Here is an 18,628-nt window from a genome sequence, read left to right on the forward strand (position 1 = left end):
TATTTAACCCAACGATAGGGGAATCCCATGTCAAAAAATACCAGTGTCCAGAAAAAACTGCAGAAAATTCGCCCACCGCGGGTCCAGATGACTTATGACGTCGAAATCGGCGACGCCATCGAAAACAAGGAACTGCCTTTCGTGATGGGCGTGGTCGGCGACTTCGGCGGCAATTCGGAAGTCGAGCAAAAACGCCTGAAGGATCGCAGCTTCGTCGGCATCGACCGCGATAACTTCGACGAAGTGCTGAAGGGCGTCGAGCCGCGCGCGGCCTACCGCGTGGCCAATGAATTGAGCGACGAAGGCGGCCAGTTCGCGGTCGACCTGAAATTCAAATCGATGGACGACTTCCGTCCCGAAGCCGTGGTGCAGCAGGTGGAACCGCTGCGCAAGCTGCTCGAAGCGCGCACCAAGCTGGCCGACCTGCGTAACAAACTGGCCGGCAACGACAAGCTGGAAGACATCCTCAACGACGTCTTGAACAGCACCGAGAAATTGGCCGAACTGGGCCAGCAAACCACGAAAGCCTGATCATGTCCGCTCAACTGACTCCAGGCGGCGCTCCCGCCGCCGCTACCGAATTGGCCTTGCTTGACCAGATCGTCGAGCAGAGCAAGGTCGCCAAATCCAGCGCCGAACATGCGCGCGCCAAGGATTTGATTTCCGAACTGGTGAACCAGGTCATGGACGGCACCGTGGTCGTCTCCGACAACCTGGCCGCCACCATCGACGCCCGCGTCGCTGAACTGGACCGCATGATCTCGGCGCAGCTGTCGGCCGTGATGCACGCGCCGGAATTCCAGAAGCTGGAAAGCAGCTGGACCGGCTTGAACTACCTGGTGCGCAACAGCGCCACGGGCCAGAACCTGAAGATCAAGATGCTCAACGCGACCAAGAAGGAATTGGTCAAGGACTTCCAGTCCGCGCTGGAATTCGACCAGAGCACCATGTTCAAGAAGGTCTACGAAGAAGAATTCGGCACCTTCGGCGGTGCGCCGTTCGGCGCGCTGCTGGGCGATTACGAGATCACCCGCCAGCCGGAAGACATGTACTTCATCGAGCAGATGTCGCACGTGGCAGCCGCCGCGCACGCGCCGTTCATTTCGGCCGCGTCGCCGGAGCTGTTCGGCCTGGAGAGCTATAGCGACCTGGGTAAGCCGCGCGACCTGTCGAAGGTGTTCGACACCGTCGAATACGCGAAGTGGAAGTCGTTCCGCGAATCGGAAGACTCGCGCTACGTCGGCCTGACGCTGCCGCGCTTCCTGGGCCGCCTGCCGTTCAACCCGGCCGATGGCGCTACCACCGAAGGCTTCAACTTCGTCGAAGATGTCGACGGCACCGACCACCAGAAATACCTGTGGTGTAACGCGGCCTACGCCTTCGGCACCAAGCTGACCGCAGCCTTCGAAGACTACGGCTGGTGCGCGGCGATCCGCGGCGTTGAAGGCGGCGGCCTGGTCGAAGACCTGCCGACCCACACCTTCAAGACCGACGAAGGCGAAGTGGCGCTCAAATGCCCGACCGAAATCGCCATCACCGACCGCCGCGAAAAAGAACTGAGCGACCTCGGTTTCATCTCGCTGGTCCACTGCAAGAACACCGACTACGCCGCCTTCTTCGGCGCGCAATCGGCGCAGAAGGCGCGCAAGTACAACAACGACGCCGCCAACGCCAATGCCGTGCTGTCGGCGCAGCTGCAGTACATCTTCGCCGTCTCGCGCATCGCCCACTACATGAAGGCGATGATGCGCGACAAAATCGGCAGCTTCGCCGCCGCGTCGAACGTGGAAGACTTCCTGAACCGCTGGCTGACCCAGTACGTGCTGCTGGACGATAACGCCAGCCAGGAACAGAAAGCCCAGTTCCCGCTGCGCGAAGCGTCGGTTCAAGTATCCGAAGTGCCGGGCCGTCCGGGCGTGTACCGCGCCGTGTCGTTCCTGCGTCCGCACTTCCAGCTCGACGAGCTGTCCGTTTCACTCCGTTTGGTCGCGGAGCTCCCTGCATCGACCAAGAACTAAGCAGTACTTACTTTAACAACTGAAAGGAATCACAATGGCAATCGACGTCTATCTGCAAATCGACGGTATCAAAGGCGAATCCGCCGATGCTACCCACAAGGACTGGATCGAGGTATCGACCGTTCAATGGGAAGTGCTGCAGCCTAAGTCGGCTACCGCATCGACCGGCGGCGGCCACACTGCCGAGCGCACCGAGCACAAAGATATCGTTGTCTCGAAGCTGGCTGACCTGGCTACTCCTCTGCTGCTGCAAACCTGCTCGTCGGGTAAAACCATCCCTAAGGCCAAGCTGGAATTCCTGCGCGCCGACGGCAATGGCGAGCGTATCAAGTACTTCGAAATCGAACTGGAAAATGTTCTGATCTCCAGCGTTGCACCAACCGTCAAACAGGGCAACATCCTGACTGAAGACGTGGCGATCAAGTATTCGAAAGTGAAGTGGAAGTACACCCAACAAAAAGTTGGCGGTGGTTCGGGCGGTAACACCTCGGGCGGCTGGGATCTGTCGGCTAACAAAACCGCGTAATCGACTGACTGTTTGATGGGATACCGATGAAGGGTTTTACGCCGGGACTATTCGACCGGCTGATGGATATGCCGGTCAATGGCGCCTCCAGCGGCACGGTATCGCGTTTGTCGATCGAGGACTTGAAGGACTCGGTCGCGCGCGATCTGGAAGCGCTGCTGAACACGCGCACTGTGATCCCGGAAGAGCTGCTGAAGCGGTATCCCGAATGCGGACGCTCGATCGTGACATACGGCTTGAACGACTTTGCCGGCTTGTCGCTGTCGAGCACCGATGACCGTGCTTTTATTTGCCGATGCCTTGAAAAAGCCATCGCGCGCCACGAGCCGCGCCTGCGCAATGTGCAGGCTTCGCTCGAACTGCGCGCCGATGCGATCAACCGCCTCAACTTCGCCATCACGGCGCTGCTGGTGGTTAGCTCGGCACATGAACCGGTCAATTTTGACGCTGTGTTGCAGCCGTCCAGCCTGCACTACACCATAAGCAAGGCACGCCGCGTGGCGCAATCGGGAGCCTGAGTTGGACCAATTATTACCGTATTACGAGAGGGAGCTGGGATTCCTGCGCCGCTATTCGCGCGAATTCTCCGAACGCTACCCCAAGATCGCCGGCCGGCTGCTGATCGGCGGCGAGGTGTGCGAAGACCCGCACATCGAACGCATGATCGAATCGTTCGCGCTGCTCAATTCGCGCATCGCCAAACGGCTCGACGACGACTATCCAGAATTTACCGAAGCACTGTTCGAGGTGCTGTATCCGCACTATCTGCGGCCGTTTCCATCGTGCTCGATCGCGCGCATGGACTTCAGCGGCGCCGCGGCGCAGCTGACGACCGCCAGCGAAATCCCGCGTGGTACTCAGCTGACTACGCGCCCGGTGCGCGGCGCCGTGTGCACCTTCCGCACCGCATATCCGGTGACGATCGCGCCGCTGGCGCTGACGCATGCGGCCTTCGCCGCCATCATCGACGCTCCGGAAGCGACACGCACGCCACCGAATGCGACATCGAGCATCAGCCTGACCATCTCCAGCACCTCGGCCCAGGTGGCGGTGCCGCAGCTTGGCCTGTCGAAGCTGCGCGTGTTCATCGACGGCGAGCCATCCTTCTGCGCCGCGCTGCGCGACGCGCTGTTCATGCGCGGCGTATGCGCCTATGTGGAAGCGGACGGCAATGGCCGCTGGATACCGCTGCATAAAATACCCGTCAGCCCGGCTGGCTTCGAGGAAGAGGAATCGCTGATCGATTTCTCCGCACGCTCGCATGCCGCCTACCGGCTGCTGACCGAGTATTTCTGCTTCCCCGAGAAGTTCAACTTCTTCGACATCGACCTGCATGCGCTGGCCGGCGTGCTGCCGTCCGGCTGCAAGTCGGTCACGCTGCACCTGGCCTTGTCCGGCATGCGTACCGATTCGAACACTGCCCGCATGCTCGGCACGCTGAACACCAACAACGTGCTGCTGGGCTGCACGCCGGTGGTCAACCTGTTCCGTCAGCGCGGCGAGCCGATACGCCTGACGCATACCACCGCCAGCTATCCGGTGCTGGCCGACGCGCGCCGCGCCTTCGCCTATGAGGTGCAGTCCATCGACTCCGTGAAGCTGGTGCGGCAAACGCCGCAAGGCGAATCGGTGCTGGAGTTCCGCCCGTTCTACTCGCTGCGCCACGGCCAGACGCCGGAAAAGAACGGCCATTACTGGGTCATGCGGCGCGACGACATCATCGCCGAGAAGAGCCCTGGCTATGAAACGCAGATTTCCATCGTCGACATCGATTTCGATCCGGCCGAGGTGGAGACCGACACCCTGAGCCTGGAGCTGAGCTGCACCAACCGCGATCTGCCAGCCTCGCTGAGCTACGGCCAGCGCGGCGGCGATCTGTTCCTGGAAGGCGGCTCCAGCGTGCGCGCCATCAGCTTCCTGCGCAAGCCGACATCCTCGCACCGCTTCGAACGCGGGCGCGGCGCGCACTGGCGCCTGATTTCGCACCTGTCGCTGAACCACCTGTCGCTGAGCGACGGCGGCCTGGACGCCTTCCGCGAGATGCTGACGCTGTACGACCTGCCGCGCTCACCGTCGTCGCAGCGGCAGATCGGCGGCGTGCTGGCGGTGTCGCACAAGGCGGCCAACACCTGGCTGCCGGGGAACCCGTTCGCCTGCCTGGTGCGCGGCATCGAGGTCAGGCTGACCATCGACGAGGAAGCCTTCGTCGGTAGCGGCATCCACGCGTTCGCCCACATCATCGAACGCTTCCTGGGCCTGTACGTGCACGCCAATAGTTTCACCCAACTGGTGATCGTATCGAATAAAACCGGAGAGGAGCTGTTGCGATGCACGCCACGAAGCGGCGATTTGAGCCTGCTGTAATCGAGCGGCTGTTTGCGCAGCCGTACCGGTTCGAATATTTCCAGGCCGTGCGCATGCTGGAGCTGTGGCTCAAGCGCCATGGCGCGCCGGGCGAGGGCGCGGTGGCGAACTACCTGCGCTTCCAGAATTCGACGTCGCTGAACTTCCCGGCCAGCCAGCTGGAAGCGATGCAGCCGGAGCCGCGCGATGTGCCGACCGACCCGTGTGCGCTGGCGGCCGCACTGCAATCGACGCAGCTGAAGTACATCCGCATCACGCCTGCCTTCATGGGATTTTTAGGCAGTAACGGCACGCTGCCCGCGCACTACACGGAGCGTATCGCCGCGCATGCGCTATACGAAAAGGACGAGGGACCGCGCGCCTTTCTCGACACTTTCTCCAACCGCGCGCTGGCCTTGTTCTACGAGGCTTGGCGCAAGTACCGGCTGGAGCTGAAGTACCAGGTCGATGGCAAGGATACCTTCCTGCCGCTGCTGCTGTCGCTGGCCGGCATGGGCAACGAGTCGCTGCGGCGCCGCTTGTCCGACGACGGCGACGGCGTGCTTGACGAGTCGATCGGCTACTTCGCCACCGCCATGCGCCAGCGTCCAGCGTCGGCGGTGCAGATCGCGAAGGTGCTGTCGGAGTACTTCAACCAGCAGATCAAGGCCGAACAGTTCATCGGCTGCTGGTACGACGTGCCGCAGGAGCAGCAGACGGTGCTCGGCATGGGTAACGCCATGCTGGGCGCGGGCGCGATGGCCGGTTCGCGCGTGTGGCAGCGCGATTTGCGATTACGGCTGGTGATAGGCCCGCTGGACCTGGAAGGCTACGAATCCTTCCTGCCCGGCGGTAAAGCGGCGAAGGCGCTGAAGAGCATGTTGACCATGTTCACCGGGCTGTCGCTGGAGTATGAAGTGCAGCTGGTGCTGCGCGCTGCCGACGTGCAGGGCGCGCGGCTTGAGGACGACCGCGTGGGCGGACGCCTGGGTTGGGACAGCTTCCTCGTCACCGACGCCCAGACGCAGGACCGCGCCGATGTGCGCTATGAGATTCATACGGTATAAAAACAGTATAAATAATAAGGAACCATCATGAGCATCAACCTGAAGACTTTGATCGGAAAACTGAACGACACCAGCCGCACGGCCGCCACCCGCGCCGCCAGCCTGTGCGTCTCGCTGGGGCAGTACGAGGTGGATATCGAACACCTGTTCCTGGCGCTGCTGGAGCAGCCCAAGAGCGATTTCGTCGTCATCGCGCGCCAGAGCGGCATCAGCGTCAGCATGCTGGAAGCGGATTTGCAGGCCGAGATTGCGCGCCTCAAGACCGGCAACTCGCGCACGCCGGTGTTCTCGGAGCGCTTGCCCAAGCTGTTCGAGCACGCGTGGCTGATCGCATCGCTGGACCTGCAAGCGGGCCAGCAGGCGCAGATACGCAGCGGCCATCTGTTGCAGGCGCTGTTGACGGAGCCTGAGCTGGCGCAGCTGGCGTATCGTGGATCCAAGCTGTTCGCCAAATTCGAAGTCGACCAGATCAAGCATAACCTGGACAAGCTGACCGCCGGCTCGGACGAGGCAGTGGCCGCCAACGCCGCCGCGAGCGGCGAGCATGAAGAGCTGGGCGGCGATCCGGTCGGCGACCTGTCGGCCAAGGCGGCGTCGAAAACGCCGGCGCTGGACCAGTTCACCACCAACCTGACGCAGCGCGCCCGCGACGGCAAAGTCGATCCGGTGATCGGCCGCGACATGGAAATCCGCCAGGCCATCGACATCCTGATGCGCCGCCGCCAGAACAATCCCATCCTGACCGGCGAGGCCGGCGTCGGCAAGACCGCCGTGGTGGAAGGCCTGGCGCTGCGCATCGCATTGAACGACGTGCCGGATGTGCTGAAAGGCGTGGAGATACATACGCTGGATATGGGCCTGCTGCAAGCCGGCGCCAGCGTCAAGGGCGAGTTCGAGAACCGCCTGAAAAACGTCATCGACGAAGTGAAGAAAAGCCCGCACGCCATCATCCTGTTCATCGACGAGGCGCACACCATGATCGGCGCGGGCGGCCAGGCAGGCCAGAACGATGCGGCCAATCTGCTCAAGCCTGCGCTGGCGCGCGGCGAACTGCGCACCATCGCAGCCACCACCTGGGGCGAGTACAAGAAGTACTTTGAAAAGGATGCCGCGCTGGCGCGTCGCTTCCAGGTCGTCAAGGTCGAGGAACCTAGCGAGGAACTGGCCTGCGCCATGTTGCGCGGCATGGCGCCGCTGATGGAAAAACACTTCGGCGTACGCGTGTACGACGAGGCGATAACCGAGGCCGTGCGTTTGTCGCATCGCTACATCATGGGCCGCCAGCTGCCGGACAAGGCGATCAGCGTGCTCGATACCGCCTGCGCCAAGGTTGCGCTGGGCCAGAACGCCACGCCGGCCTTGATCGAGAACCTGGCGCGCAAACTGGAACGCATCGCTGCGGAATCGGCGTCGCTGCAACGCGAGCAGAGCACCGGTGGTTCCGCGCACGTGGCGCGACTGGCGGAGCTGGAAGCGGGCCGCGTGGCCGCCGCTGCCCAGCATGCCGAACTGTCCGCGCGCTGGGAGAAAGAGAAAGCGCTGACGGAACAGATCAAGGCCGGCCGCGTGGTGCTGGAGGCGGGCGGCGAGGGCGGTGCTAGCCAGAGCAAGGATCTGCAGGCGCTGCAAACGGAATTGAAGTCGCTGCAAGGCGAAACGCCGATGGTGCCGGTGCAGGTGGACGGCCACGTGGTGGCGGAGATCGTCGCCGGCTGGACCGGTATCCCACTGGGCAAAATGGTCAAGGACGAGATCAAGACGGTGCTGAACCTGAAGCCGATGCTGGAACAGCGCGTGCTGGGCCAGCCGCATGCGATCGAGGCGGTGGCGCAGCGCGTACGCACGTCGCGCGCCAATCTGGACGACCCGAACAAGCCGAAGGGCGTGTTCCTGTTCGTCGGCCCATCCGGTATCGGCAAGACCGAGACCGCGCTGGCGCTGGCCGATGTGCTGTACGGCGGCGAGCGTAAACTCATCACCATCAACATGAGCGAGTATCAGGAGGCGCACAGCGTCTCGGGCCTGAAAGGTTCGCCACCGGGCTACGTGGGCTATGGCGAGGGCGGCGTGTTGACCGAGGCCGTGCGCCGCAATCCATACAGCGTGGTGCTGCTGGATGAAGTGGAAAAAGCACATCCGGACGTCATGGAGCTGTTCTTCCAGGTGTTCGACAAGGGCGTGATGGACGATGCGGAAGGCCGCGAGATCGACTTCAAGAACACCATCATCATCCTGACCTCGAACGTGGCTTCCGCCGCGATGATGCAGGCTTGCCTGAACAAGACGGGCGATGAATTGCCCGATCCGGCAGCGCTGGAAGAGTTGATCCGTCCGCATCTGATGAAGCAGTTCAAGCCGGCCTTCCTGGGCCGCTTGAAGGTAATTCCGTACTATCCGATTCCCGACGATGTGCTGGTGGAGATCATCAAGCTCAAACTGGGTAAGATCCAGCAGCGCATCAGCGTCAATCACAAGGCGGAGTTCAGCTACGACGAGGCGCTGGTAGAAGCGGTGCTGGCGCGCTGCACGGAAGTCGATTCCGGCGCGCGCAATGTCGACAATATCCTCAATGGCACGCTGCTGCCGGAAGTGGCCGAATCCGTGCTGACCAAGATGGCCGAAGGTGCGGTGATCAGCAAGATCAAGGTCAGCGCCAACAAGCAGGGTCAGTTCAAATACACCGTTAAATAAGGAAGATGATGATCATGAAACGCCAAGCTACGATTGCGGTATTGATGTCCACGCTGATACTGACCGCGTGCCACAAGAAGGAACAACCGGAGGTCGCTCCGGCGGCCACTGCTCCGGCGCCGGCAGCTGCGCCAGTTGCTGCTGCGCCGGCTGCGGAGCAGACTGCCGAGCAGCAGGAAATGGCCAAGAAGCAGGCACTGCTCGACTATGGCACGATGGAAGACAAGTACCTGAACGACCCTAAAGGCCAATGGGCGACTGCTGCGAAAGCCAGTTCGACCTTCGGCGACGACAATGGGAAAGAGCCGTCAGAGGTCAACGTGGCGAAGAACGTCGTCGGTGCGTCGGATGATCGCGATTGGACCAACAATAACCAGGACAAGGGTTTCGACTGGCTGGAATTGGGCTATGCCAAGCCGGTCAACGCTACCGAGGTGCGAGTGATTATCCCCGGCGGCGACGGCGTGGAGGCGGTGAACAAGGTGGAGTTGCAGGATACGGATGGCAAGTGGAACACCATCTGGACCGGCATCAGCGAAGTTAAGCAGGACCGGCGCGGCAACCGCACCTGGTTCGTGCGCAGCTTTGAGAAGACGGCTTATAAAGTCAAAGGCGTCAAGATCACCATCGCCAACAACGTCCAGCATGGCTACAAGCGGATAGACGCGGTTCAACTGATCGGCGAATAAAAAAAAGGGGCTAGCCCCCTTTTTTTTAGTTTGGTGGCTGCACGCCCAGCATCTCTTCGATGTGGGACAGTGAGCTTTCGTCCTTGATGACGGAACGCAGCCAGGTGTGCAGATCCTGTTCGCCGGCGTTGGCGGCTTTCTCCGCGAAGTAGGATACCGGGCTGTGTGGCTCGGTATCGCGGAAGAACTTCGCCACGGCGCGCAACTGCGCGATGGCCTGGGTGCGGTTGCGGATAGGGCCGGACACGCCTTCCCGCTGCTGCGGCGCCGCTGCGCCGTTGTCGGCATGAGATGGCTGCTCGTCGGCATAGTCGTCCGCGTGCGCCTCGGCACCGTTGGATTTGGCTGCCACCGGCATCACATGCAGCATCGATTGCACGGCGTCGCGCGCGGCGGAGAAGCCGGGGCTGTCCTGGCCCAGCTTTGCATCCGCTACCTTCTCCAGTTGTAGCAGCGCGTCCATGCAGTATTGCGCGTCCGTGGAAAATTTGGCGATGAACTGCGCCGAGTTGGAACGCTTGGCCGCTTCCATGTCTGCCAGTTTCGGTGCGCCGGATTGGTCGTTGTCGCTGCCGCCATTACCACCATTGGCTCGCTTGCGCGCCGTTTCGAAGTCGATGGTGGAGTAGGCCGTATTGCGGCCCTCGGTCAGCGGCAGCTCGCGGATCAGCGTCTTCGTGCGCGCCAGTATCCAGCTTAGATTGCCGATGCGCTGGTCGTTGTCGCCGCCGTCCGCTTCCGGATACAAGCCCATGTCCCAGTATTGTTCAAACAGGCCCGCCAGCAGGCGATAGCCTTCACCCAGGCCGCGCAGGTGATGCTGCTTGGCGGCGGCTTCGGTCAGCCAGACCGCCAATCGCAAGTCCTTGCTTTTTTCCGTCAACAGCGCTGCGCAGCGCTTGACGACGAATTCCCAGTCCGCTTCCTTCAACTCCGTCACCCATTCGCCTTGATCGAGCGAAGGATCGTCGAATTTGCGCGCCTGCGCTATGGCGTCCAGGTCGGACGAAAACGACAGGTCTTCGCCGGAAGGGCGGCTGTCGCTGATGGGGATGAGTAACTGCTCTGCTGAAAACATGATGTCCTCTTGTTGATTATTGGGCCATGCGGAATTCGATGCGGCGGTTGCGCGCGCGTCCATCCGCATTGTCGTTGCTGGCGATAGGCCGGTCGGGACCCTGGCCGCTGGCGGTCAGCAGGTCGCCGTTCAGGCCATGGCTGGAGAAGTAGGCCTTGACGGTTTCCGCGCGCGCCTGGCTCAGGCCAAGGTTGGTGGCGCGCAGGCCGGCGCTGTCAGTATGGCCGATGATCTCGACCTTACGGCCTTTGAGCTTGAGCAGCGCGGCCAGCATTTCGTCGAGAATGGCTTTACCGGCCGGCGTCAGCGTGGCCTTGCCGCTCTCGAATTCGACGGTGCGGTTGGCCAGCGTGGTGTCCAGGATGCTCTGGTCTGCCGCCGATACACGCAGGCCGTTGTTGACGGTGTAGGTCGGATTGAGGCTGGTGGCGACGGTGCTGGCGATGCGCTGGCGCAGCGCCTCATTGGCGACCTCGCCGCGCAGGCTGACGTTGCTGCCGTCGATTTTCAGCTGTCCACGGCTGATCTGCTTCAAATCGGAGGTGATCAGTTTTTGTACGTAGCCGTTCCAGTTGGCCGGCATGGCGACCGGGCCGATGGCGATCTGGTCGACCACCTTGTCGGCGCCGTAGACTTCGCGCAGCTTGGCCAGTACGGCGGCCTTGCTGCCTTCGTCCGGCACGGTGCCGCTGGCGAGTACCTGGCCAGGTTCGGGTGCGGCAGGTGCCAGGCCTGGGTTCTGGGCATTGGCGCCGGTGGCGATTGCGCACAGGCCGGCCAGCAGGGCTTGGGCTATCAATTGGTTAGAGCGCATGGTCAGGTTCCGATAAACGCCGCGCCGACGGAATCCAGCGCGGACTTGAGTGACAGGTTGGCTTGCGCCAGATAGGTGGACAGCTTCTTGATGCCGTAATCGGAATCGATCTGTTCTTCCACCCAGTCCAGCTGTTCGAAGTCGATGTGATGATCCAGTCCCGTTTGCGGGTCCATGATCGCGCGCAGCGTTTGCGCCGACGCGCCGCTGAAGCCGAGCACCAGCGCGGGCCGTTGCTCGATGCGGGTGACGAACAACGCCAGTTCGAAATCGGCGCGCGCCAGGAATGGCGTGATCAGGTGCATCCAGAAGGCGGCCACCAGGTTGCGGTACATCGGATCGGTCGGCAGCGGCAGCAGCAGGCTTTTCTCCAGGCGGCTGGAGCTGCTGGCCATGACGGGTTGCAGCAGCATGCCCAGGGCCAGCAGGATCTGCCGCGCCGAGCCTTTGAATCCGGTCTGCGCCAGCATCGCGTCGAGCGCGCCGATGGTTTGCAGTTCGAGGAAGTCCTCGAAGGCGGCGTCATAGGCGGCCGAACGCAGATCGAGTTCGACCAGATGGCTGGCGGCGCTTTGCAGCGGCAGCGCCGGGTCGCCGGCTTCGCGCACGCTGGTGGTCAGCGCTTCCAGGCGATTCCACAGGCGCGTGAGCACCAGCGGGGAGTTCGGCACGAAGGCTGCCGGTTCGTTCACCTCCATCGCGCCCATCATCAGGAAGGGATAGCGGCGGCTGGACTGGTCGCTGCTGGCGACGATGTGGCCGGCGATGGCGTGCCGGCGGCGTGGCCCGACGAAGGCGAAGTGCAGCGGCGCGACGGCGTCGTAGTTCAGCTTCCAGCGGGCGTCGGTGCTCATCAGGTCCATCGCCTGCGACAGCCAGTCGTCCAGCACCTTGATCAGTGCCGGGCTGTCGCTGCCCTTGACGAAATCGCCACGGGTAGGAATCTTGCCGAAGTAGCCGACGCTGATCGGGGTTGCGCCGCGGCTCATTGCGTGGCTCCCGAGGTGACGGTGGCTGCTGCGGTGCGCGCCGGCGCCACGGGCGGTTTGGGCGCGGGTGTGGCCGCAGGCGCAGTTGCCGGAGCCGCCGGAGCGCTTGGCGCCGAAGGTGCTGCCGGCGTAGCCGCAGGCGCCGGTGCGGCAGGTGCAGCGGCGATGATCGATTCCGGCAGGCGCAGGCGCTTGAAGCCTTGTGCGGCTTGCACCGGTTGCGGCGCGGGAGCCTGCGTGGTGGCGACGATCTTCAGGTTGGCGGTGACGACCACGCCAGCGTTGTCCCAACTCAGTTCAAACGCGCCGTTGTCCTTGCGCTTGCGTTTGGCGGCGTCGATCATTTTCTTCAGGCCGAAGTGGCCCGGTTCATTGAGCAGCACAATGTTGCGGCCTTCCGGCGTGATCGCGGTGATCTTCGATCCCGGCACACCCTGTGGATTCGGCCACGCCATGTGTACCCATGGCTGCGGCTGGCCGCGCCAGCGCAGCGACTGGCCGTCGATCTCGATGGTGAACTCGGTCGCACCGGCGGCGCTCAGAGCCTGCAGGTCGAACATGGTCTGCGCTTCGCCGCCGCTGGATGCCGCCGTGTTGGCGACGCCTGCTGCCGACAGTGGAGCGATCCAGTTGGGGAAGGCCGCCACCACAGGCGGCGACAGGTTGACGCCCATATTGGCCCAGGTCTTGGCGCTCAGCGAATCGCCGCGACGCACCACCAACGGTCCGATGGTGGTGTTGAAGAACTTGGCGATGGCGCCGTCCGGGCCGAAGATCTCGCCGATTTCTGCGTTGGTCGCTTCAGCACGGGACTCGGTGGCGAACGGGTATTTCAGCGCCAGGTTCTTGCTGAACGGTTGCAGTACCTGCGCGGACCAGACCTTGTCGATCTCGGTCTCGGTCGGTTTGACGATGACGGCGAAGGTCTGCATCAGCGGACGAACCAGGATAGGGCGGATCGCCGTTTTCTGTGCATCGGTCATCCCGGTCAGCATCTGTTCGTCGACGTATTTCAGCGCGTCGGCCAGTTCGGAACCGGTGCCGTCCAGCGTCTGCTGCATCAGCTGCTTGGCGCCCGGGCCTGGATCGCCCTGGTTCTTGATCTGATTGAAACGCGTACGCAGCTTGGACATCTGGTCGATATAGCCGCGCATCAGCGAGGCATCCTTGTCCTTGGCGACCACCAGGCGGGCCACGCCGGAGAACTCGCGGCCGACGGGGCCCAGCGGCAGGGCGGCGTTCTGCACGTTGCTGCCGTTGGCGGAACCGAGGTTGACGTTGATCTGCGAAGGCTTCTGGCGCAGGATGGTTTCGCGGAACCAGCCGCTGACGCCGCGCTGCGCGCGTTGCAGGCCGGCGTCCAGCAGCGACGGGTTGTCCCACGAGGTTTGCTCGTAGACGGTCGTCACCAGTTTGTTGATCGGCGAGGTTTGCGGATCGCCCAGGCGGTTCATCGCGGCGGCGGCGGTGTCGAAACCTTCCAGTTCGCGGATGGTCACGCCCTGTACGAACTTCTCCCATTCCTTGGCGTAGTCGTTCTTGTACAGCTCCACCAGCGATTTCTGGATTTGCTCAGGGCTGCCTTCCAGCGTCAGGTCATCCTTGGACGAGGTTTTCAGCACCCAGTCGGCGCTCTGCATTTCGCGGTTGGCCGCTTCGCGGAAGGCGTCCTGCACAAAGCCTTCCCAAGCCTGGCGCGTGAAGCTGCCTGGAATGGCGTAGCTGCCCAGTACCAGTTCCTTGTCCTGGTCGCCGACGATGCGGGCCACGGTCATCGATGGGAAGCGGGTCGCGGCGCGGGCCTTGACGTCGGCGTAGACGCGTTCGCGGGCAGGCATGCCGCGCACTACGCGGCGCAGGTTGTCGCGGGTCTGGTCGACCAGCGCCAGTTTGCCGTCGATCTGCGGCCACGAGGTGTCGTTGACCTGCGCCAGGTAGAAGGAGATCATGCGTTCGGCGCTGCGTATCATCTGCTCGCGCGGCATGGCGCCACGGTTCCCGTCCAGCCACACGCGCCAGAAGCGGGTCAGCTGGTCGTTCAGGTGGCCGGCTTCGGCGCGCGATTTATCGCTCAGCATCAGGTAGGTTTTCAGCGCGTTGTAGGCGTCTTCCGCGTTGGCGGGCGAAGCGTCCTTGAACTGCGTGGCGCCGTTGTTGACCGGAGCGGCTGCGGTGGCATCGGCGCCTGCGGTGGTTGCTGCGCCGGCAGCAGCCGTCACCGGCTTGGCCATAGGCTGCAACTGCGCCGCGCCGCTGTTGACTTCCGCCAGGAAGGACTCCAGCGATTGACCCACAGGTTTCAGCATCACTTCGCGCACGCCGGCGAAGTATTCCTCGCGCAGCTTGCGGTCCAGCAGGTCGCCCTGGTACAGGCCCAGGCCCAGCGACAGCGGACGGTGGTCGCGGTAGTTGTCCAGTTGTTCGATGCGGTCTTGCAGGATCTCCAGCGCCTGGAAGCGCGATTGCAGGTCCATGCGGTTCTGCTGGACCTTGATGGCCTGGTCCAGGTCCGCCTGGACGTTGGCGACCAGCTGGCGGTTGTTCATGTAGGACCAGCTCCAGCCGGCCAGCGCCAGGCCGACGAAGGCGGTGGCGGCGAAGAAGGCGGCGTAGCGCACGCGCGTCTTGGCCGGGCTGGCGTACTGCGCGACGAGATCCTTGTCCGCGAAGATCACTTTGCGGAACAGGTTAAGCAGGAAGTAGCCTTGCTGCTGATGGGTTTCTTCGTGTTCCTGCGGTTGCAGCTTCAGGTCGAAACGCTGGGCCACGCGGTGCGACGAGGCGGAGACGGATTCGCCTTCCTGCAGCGCGCTGGTGAAGTAGAAGCCACGGAACACGGGCTTGAACTGGAATGGATTTTCTTCGAACAGCGTGGCGATGAAGGCGCGCAGCGATGGCTTGACTGAGCTGAATTCCAGCGGGAAGGTGAACACGCCCGGCGGCATGGTCTCGCGCCATTGCAGCGCCATATTGGCCTGGCTGAGGTCTTTGAGGCCGTCGTACAGCTCATCGAAGCGGGCGTCGAACTGGTCGAGTATCTGCTCGCTGGTGGTGGACTGGCTGTAGGGCAGGGTGGCGCCCCAGATCTTATCGCGCTCTCCGCGTTCGGCGTCCTGGAAGAATTCGTTGAAACCGGTGATCAGGTCGGCCTTGGTGAAGACCACGTATACCGGCGCATGCACTTCCAGGCGCTCGGTCAGTTCCTGCACGCGCTGGCGCAGGTTCTTGGCCAGGTTGATGGCGAATTCGGGACGGTTGCGCGTCAGTTCGGCGACGCTGACGGCGATGATGACGCCGTTGATCGGCGCCTTCTTGCGGTATTTTTTCAGCAGGTCGAGGAAGCCGAACCACTCGCCGCGGTCTTCGTCGACGACGGAATAGCGGCCCGCCGTATCGAGCAGGATGCCGTCGGTGGTGAAGAACCAGTCGCAGTTACGGGTGCCGCCCACGCCTTGCACGATCTTGGTGTCGGCGAACGGGAACTGCAGGCCGGAGCTGGCGATGGCCGTGCTCTTGCCGGCCGCCGGATTGCCGATCACCATATACCACGGCAGCTCGTACAGCGCGGCGTTGCCGGAGAACTGGCCGATCTTCGATCCCTTGATGGTGGCGATGGCGTCCAGCAGGCGCTTGCGGATCACGTCCGTTTCCTGGCGCTGCGCCGGGTCAGGCTTGGCGGGCGCCTTGTTGACCTGCTGTTCCAGCATGTCGCCCAATTGGGCGGCGGCGCGCTGGCGGCGATGGCGGCGCCATAGCCAGACGATGGCGCCGAACAGCAGCGCGATCGCCAGCACCGTCCAGGCGACGCTGGCCGGCCATTCGAAGATGGCGGCGGCGATCAGCAACAAGGCGGCGAAGGCCACCCAGCCGATCACGATCAGGCTGTTGCGGGTCGTCAGGAATTGCCAGGTTTTTTGCATCATGATTGAGGGCTCTAGAAAAATTCGGGAAAATCAAACTGCTACGGGTGCTGCGGGGCCGATCACGGCGACGTCGCGCCGGAACGGGTCCAGATTGCTGATGCACAGGATGGCGGCGTTGCGGCTCTCCGCTTCCTGCCGCGCCAATGCCAGCGCGGTCAAATACGTGACGGCGCCGCAGCTGCCGCATCCCGCGCCGACGCTGAATACGTCGGCGCCGGGATCGAGCTGCGGCGTCGCTTCCGACATCACGCCCATCAGCTCCATGACGCGGCTGGTGCGGTGGTCGGTGTCGGCGGTGATCAGGGCGATGGCCGATGCTTCGCGGCCCGCGCTGTGCAGCGCCTTGGTGCTCAGTTCCAGCAGCAGTTCGGCGTTGGTGCGCTTGGATTCGTCGGTGGAGTGGGGCAGGCGGCCGCTGTTCACGGCCAACAGCTGCGGCAGTTGCTGGCCGGGCGCCAGCATCTCGGCTTGCGCCGCATCGGCCAGCAGCAGGCCGGCCGCGCCTTCGCCGGGGATCTGGCCTTGCGGATGGCTGGCGTTGAACAATGCGGCGGCGCTGCCCAGGCGCTCGACGCTGTCGGCGCCGATGTGCGAGCCGCAGGCCACCACCAGCGTCAATGCAGGCGGTTCGTCGGACAGCAGCCGCGCCAAGGCGGTGGTGACTTCGGTATCGGCCGCGCCGCGTTCCGGCGCGACGGCGATGCGTTCTTCGGGCCAGCCGGCTTGCGTCAGCATGTGGCGCAGCCACAGGGCGGCGGCCTGGCGCTGCTCCGGCTTCCATTCGGCCTGCCATACGGGCTGCAGTTGCAGCATCGGCAGCGGCGACGGTTCGCGCCGCGCCACTCGGCCGGCATGCGGCTCCAGTTGCGGATGGCCGCTCAGCGGCGAGGACAGTTCGCTCACCACTTCGCTGCCTGCGCTGAGCGCACGCCATTGTTCGTCGCTGAAGTGCGGCTCCAGATCGTGGGCGGCCAGCCATTCCGATACTTCCTCGCGCAGCGGATCGGGATCGATGTCGGCGATGCGCGCGCTCATGATCGGATAGCCCTGGTCGTCGTTCAGTTCTGAGTCCAGCGCAGGGCGGGCCTGGGCGCCTGCCAGCGCCGCGCCAAGTTCGGAAGCGGACATGCCGTGCGGTGCGCGCACGGCGGCCGCTACCAGCGACAGCGCCGGTCCGCGCGCCGGTTCGGCGGGAACCTCGGCCTGGGCCGCGGCGCCGCCCGAGGCAGCGGCGGCGGGCGCGCTGATGCCGAGGTAGATTTTGCGGCACAGCCAGAACACGGCCAGCAACGCCAACGGCAGCACCAGCAGGTACAGCACCAGGTCGTCCGTGGCCGGCATGCGGTTGTTCGCGCGCCAGTACCAGACGGCGCCCAGCCAGCTGCCGCCGAACGCCAGTACCGCCATCATCAGAGTTTTAAGCCATGCCGCCATTTTGCCCGTACCTTATCGTTTCATCACACCGGCCACACGCAATTCCGTGTGCCCGAAATCCATCATCTTCCAGCGCCCGCCCCAGGTGAGGCCCAGCGATTCGGCCACTTCGCCGTACAGCTGGTAGCCGTGCATGGCCCACGGATCTTTTTCCGAGATCACCAGCTTGCCGTCGCGCAGAAACGCGCAGTCGGCGGCCAGGCCGTATTGGTGCCAACTCTGGAACGCCGCCGCATTGGTGACGTTCGGTCCCATCGCGGCCAGCGCGTTCTGGCGTTCCGGGCTGCGGTAGCCTTCCAGGATCGCCATGTCGTAGCCGTGCTTCTCCTTCATGATCTTGAAGGCCATCAGCAGGCGCTGGGCGTAGGCCGCATCCATCAACGCCCAGTCCCGGCTTGCGGACACCAGCATCGGCCGTTCCAGCGCCACTTCTGCCGAGGCGAATACCAGCGGCGGCAGCGTCGGCGGCGGCACCAGCTGCTCGCCCTGCAGCAGATCGGCGACCTGGGTGTTGACTTCCCGGGTCGAGGTTTCGAAGCCGCTCAGCGTGCTTCTGGTGCTCATCATCAGCGCCAGCAGCGGCGGGATGCAGATCAGTGCCGCGCCGCCCAGGCACAACACATAGTGCTGGCGCAGGAACGCGCCGATCTCGCCGGCCGACGCGCGGCCCGTGCGGCCCAGCGCGCCGGCGTCCTGCTGCCCGCGTGCGGCGAGGCGGCCGACCCGCTGTTGCAGCCGCTGGCCGGCGCCGGCCAGTGCATTCAGCACGAATTCGCGGCCGGCCGGGAACAAGACCATCCAGCTGATCAGGCAGGCAATAACGAAATATAGTGCGATTGCCAATATCAGCACGACAGCATCTCCCCAGCGTAACGGTGCATCATTAGTGTCCTTAAAGCATTGCTTTGAGTATATCTTACAGTTATGACAATCCAGCGCACGATTGAAATCCCCTTGGCAAAGCACGGAAATATGAGGTGCGCACTGTTGACTTCGTACTATGCGTCGTGTTTTTCTTGAATCGCGTAAAGTAATGCGAAATTAACAAGGAGTACA

Annotated in this window: 14 protein-coding genes; 8 read left to right on the forward strand and 6 right to left on the reverse strand. The window is 63.4% G+C overall.

The features are described 5' to 3' along the window. Positions 1-27 precede the first annotated feature (27 nt). The 8 genes from tssB to GEV01_RS01355 are packed head-to-tail and all read left to right on the forward strand — an operon-like array spanning position 28 to position 9,334. Complete coding sequence (tssB, locus tag GEV01_RS01320) at positions 28-531, forward strand: type VI secretion system contractile sheath small subunit (protein ID WP_008449055.1); 504 nt, start codon at positions 28-30, stop codon at positions 529-531. 2 nt (positions 532-533) lie between these two features. Next, positions 534-2,018 (forward strand): type VI secretion system contractile sheath large subunit, encoded by a 1,485-nt coding sequence (tssC, locus tag GEV01_RS01325; RefSeq protein WP_152800964.1) that lies wholly within the window; start codon positions 534-536, stop codon positions 2,016-2,018. A 34-nt stretch (positions 2,019-2,052) separates the two neighbouring features. After that, positions 2,053-2,544, forward strand: coding sequence for an Hcp family type VI secretion system effector (locus tag GEV01_RS01330; protein ID WP_008449053.1), 492 nt, complete (start codon positions 2,053-2,055; stop codon positions 2,542-2,544). 26 nt (positions 2,545-2,570) lie between these two features. Then, positions 2,571-3,062 carry a type VI secretion system baseplate subunit TssE gene (tssE, locus tag GEV01_RS01335; RefSeq protein ID WP_008449052.1) on the forward strand — a complete coding sequence of 164 codons (492 nt, stop codon included), beginning with the start codon at positions 2,571-2,573 and terminating at the stop codon, positions 3,060-3,062. A 1-nt stretch (position 3,063) separates the two neighbouring features. Beyond that, entirely contained in the window at positions 3,064-4,908 is a 1,845-nt protein-coding gene (tssF, locus tag GEV01_RS01340) for a type VI secretion system baseplate subunit TssF (RefSeq protein ID WP_152800966.1), read from the forward strand. Beyond that, entirely contained in the window at positions 4,872-5,954 is a 1,083-nt protein-coding gene (gene tssG, locus GEV01_RS01345; protein WP_152800968.1) for a type VI secretion system baseplate subunit TssG, read from the forward strand. Before tssF ends, tssG begins: the two co-directional genes overlap by 37 nt. Positions 5,955-5,981: 27 nt before the next feature. Continuing rightward, positions 5,982-8,645 (forward strand): type VI secretion system ATPase TssH, encoded by a 2,664-nt coding sequence (gene tssH / locus GEV01_RS01350; protein ID WP_152800970.1) that lies wholly within the window; start codon positions 5,982-5,984, stop codon positions 8,643-8,645. Between the two features lie 14 nt (positions 8,646-8,659). Further along, positions 8,660-9,334 carry a hypothetical protein gene (locus GEV01_RS01355; protein ID WP_175022866.1) on the forward strand — a complete coding sequence of 225 codons (675 nt, stop codon included), beginning with the start codon at positions 8,660-8,662 and terminating at the stop codon, positions 9,332-9,334. Positions 9,335-9,359: 25 nt separating this feature from the next. On the opposite strand, the gene tssA is transcribed toward GEV01_RS01355, so the two are convergent. Genes tssA through GEV01_RS01385 form a run of 6 tightly spaced genes read right to left on the reverse strand, consistent with a single transcriptional unit; the run spans position 9,360 to position 18,424 of the window. After that, positions 9,360-10,412: a type VI secretion system protein TssA gene (tssA, locus tag GEV01_RS01360; RefSeq protein WP_152800975.1), complete on the reverse strand. Its 1,053-nt coding sequence runs from the start codon at positions 10,410-10,412 to the stop codon at positions 9,360-9,362. Between the two features lie 16 nt (positions 10,413-10,428). Then, positions 10,429-11,226, reverse strand: a complete 798-nt coding sequence (locus tag GEV01_RS01365; protein ID WP_152800977.1) for an OmpA family protein — start codon at positions 11,224-11,226, stop codon at positions 10,429-10,431. A 2-nt stretch (positions 11,227-11,228) separates the two neighbouring features. Beyond that, a complete protein-coding gene (gene tagF / locus GEV01_RS01370; protein WP_152800979.1) occupies positions 11,229-12,215 on the reverse strand; it encodes a type VI secretion system-associated protein TagF in 987 nt (328 codons plus the stop codon). After that, a complete protein-coding gene (gene tssM, locus GEV01_RS01375; protein WP_152802260.1) occupies positions 12,212-16,135 on the reverse strand; it encodes a type VI secretion system membrane subunit TssM in 3,924 nt (1,307 codons plus the stop codon). The genes tagF and tssM overlap by 4 nt, the downstream gene beginning before the upstream one ends. Positions 16,136-16,168: 33 nt before the next feature. Next, positions 16,169-17,548 (reverse strand): hypothetical protein, encoded by a 1,380-nt coding sequence (locus tag GEV01_RS01380; protein WP_235914130.1) that lies wholly within the window; start codon positions 17,546-17,548, stop codon positions 16,169-16,171. A 36-nt stretch (positions 17,549-17,584) separates the two neighbouring features. Then, positions 17,585-18,424: a M15 family metallopeptidase gene (locus GEV01_RS01385; protein ID WP_328595407.1), complete on the reverse strand. Its 840-nt coding sequence runs from the start codon at positions 18,422-18,424 to the stop codon at positions 17,585-17,587. Positions 18,425-18,628 lie beyond the last annotated feature (204 nt).

The organism is Rugamonas rivuli (genome assembly GCF_009380165.1).
Taxonomy (GTDB): domain Bacteria; phylum Pseudomonadota; class Gammaproteobacteria; order Burkholderiales; family Burkholderiaceae_D; genus Rugamonas; species Rugamonas rivuli.

Coding starts and splice junctions, on each gene's coding strand:
- tssE (WP_008449052.1), top strand. CDS start 2,571: ATGAAGGGTTTTACGCCGGGACTATTCGACCGGCTGATGGATATGCCG.
- tssM (WP_152802260.1), bottom strand. CDS start 16,135: ATGCAAAAAACCTGGCAATTCCTGACGACCCGCAACAGCCTGATCGTG.
- GEV01_RS01380 (WP_235914130.1), bottom strand. CDS start 17,548: ATGATGGCGGTACTGGCGTTCGGCGGCAGCTGGCTGGGCGCCGTCTGG.
- tssG (WP_152800968.1), top strand. CDS start 4,872: ATGCACGCCACGAAGCGGCGATTTGAGCCTGCTGTAATCGAGCGGCTG.
- tssC (WP_152800964.1), top strand. CDS start 534: ATGTCCGCTCAACTGACTCCAGGCGGCGCTCCCGCCGCCGCTACCGAA.
- tagF (WP_152800979.1), bottom strand. CDS start 12,215: ATGAGCCGCGGCGCAACCCCGATCAGCGTCGGCTACTTCGGCAAGATT.
- GEV01_RS01355 (WP_175022866.1), top strand. CDS start 8,660: ATGAAACGCCAAGCTACGATTGCGGTATTGATGTCCACGCTGATACTG.
- GEV01_RS01365 (WP_152800977.1), bottom strand. CDS start 11,226: ATGCGCTCTAACCAATTGATAGCCCAAGCCCTGCTGGCCGGCCTGTGC.
- tssH (WP_152800970.1), top strand. CDS start 5,982: ATGAGCATCAACCTGAAGACTTTGATCGGAAAACTGAACGACACCAGC.
- tssB (WP_008449055.1), top strand. CDS start 28: ATGTCAAAAAATACCAGTGTCCAGAAAAAACTGCAGAAAATTCGCCCA.
- tssA (WP_152800975.1), bottom strand. CDS start 10,412: ATGTTTTCAGCAGAGCAGTTACTCATCCCCATCAGCGACAGCCGCCCT.
- GEV01_RS01330 (WP_008449053.1), top strand. CDS start 2,053: ATGGCAATCGACGTCTATCTGCAAATCGACGGTATCAAAGGCGAATCC.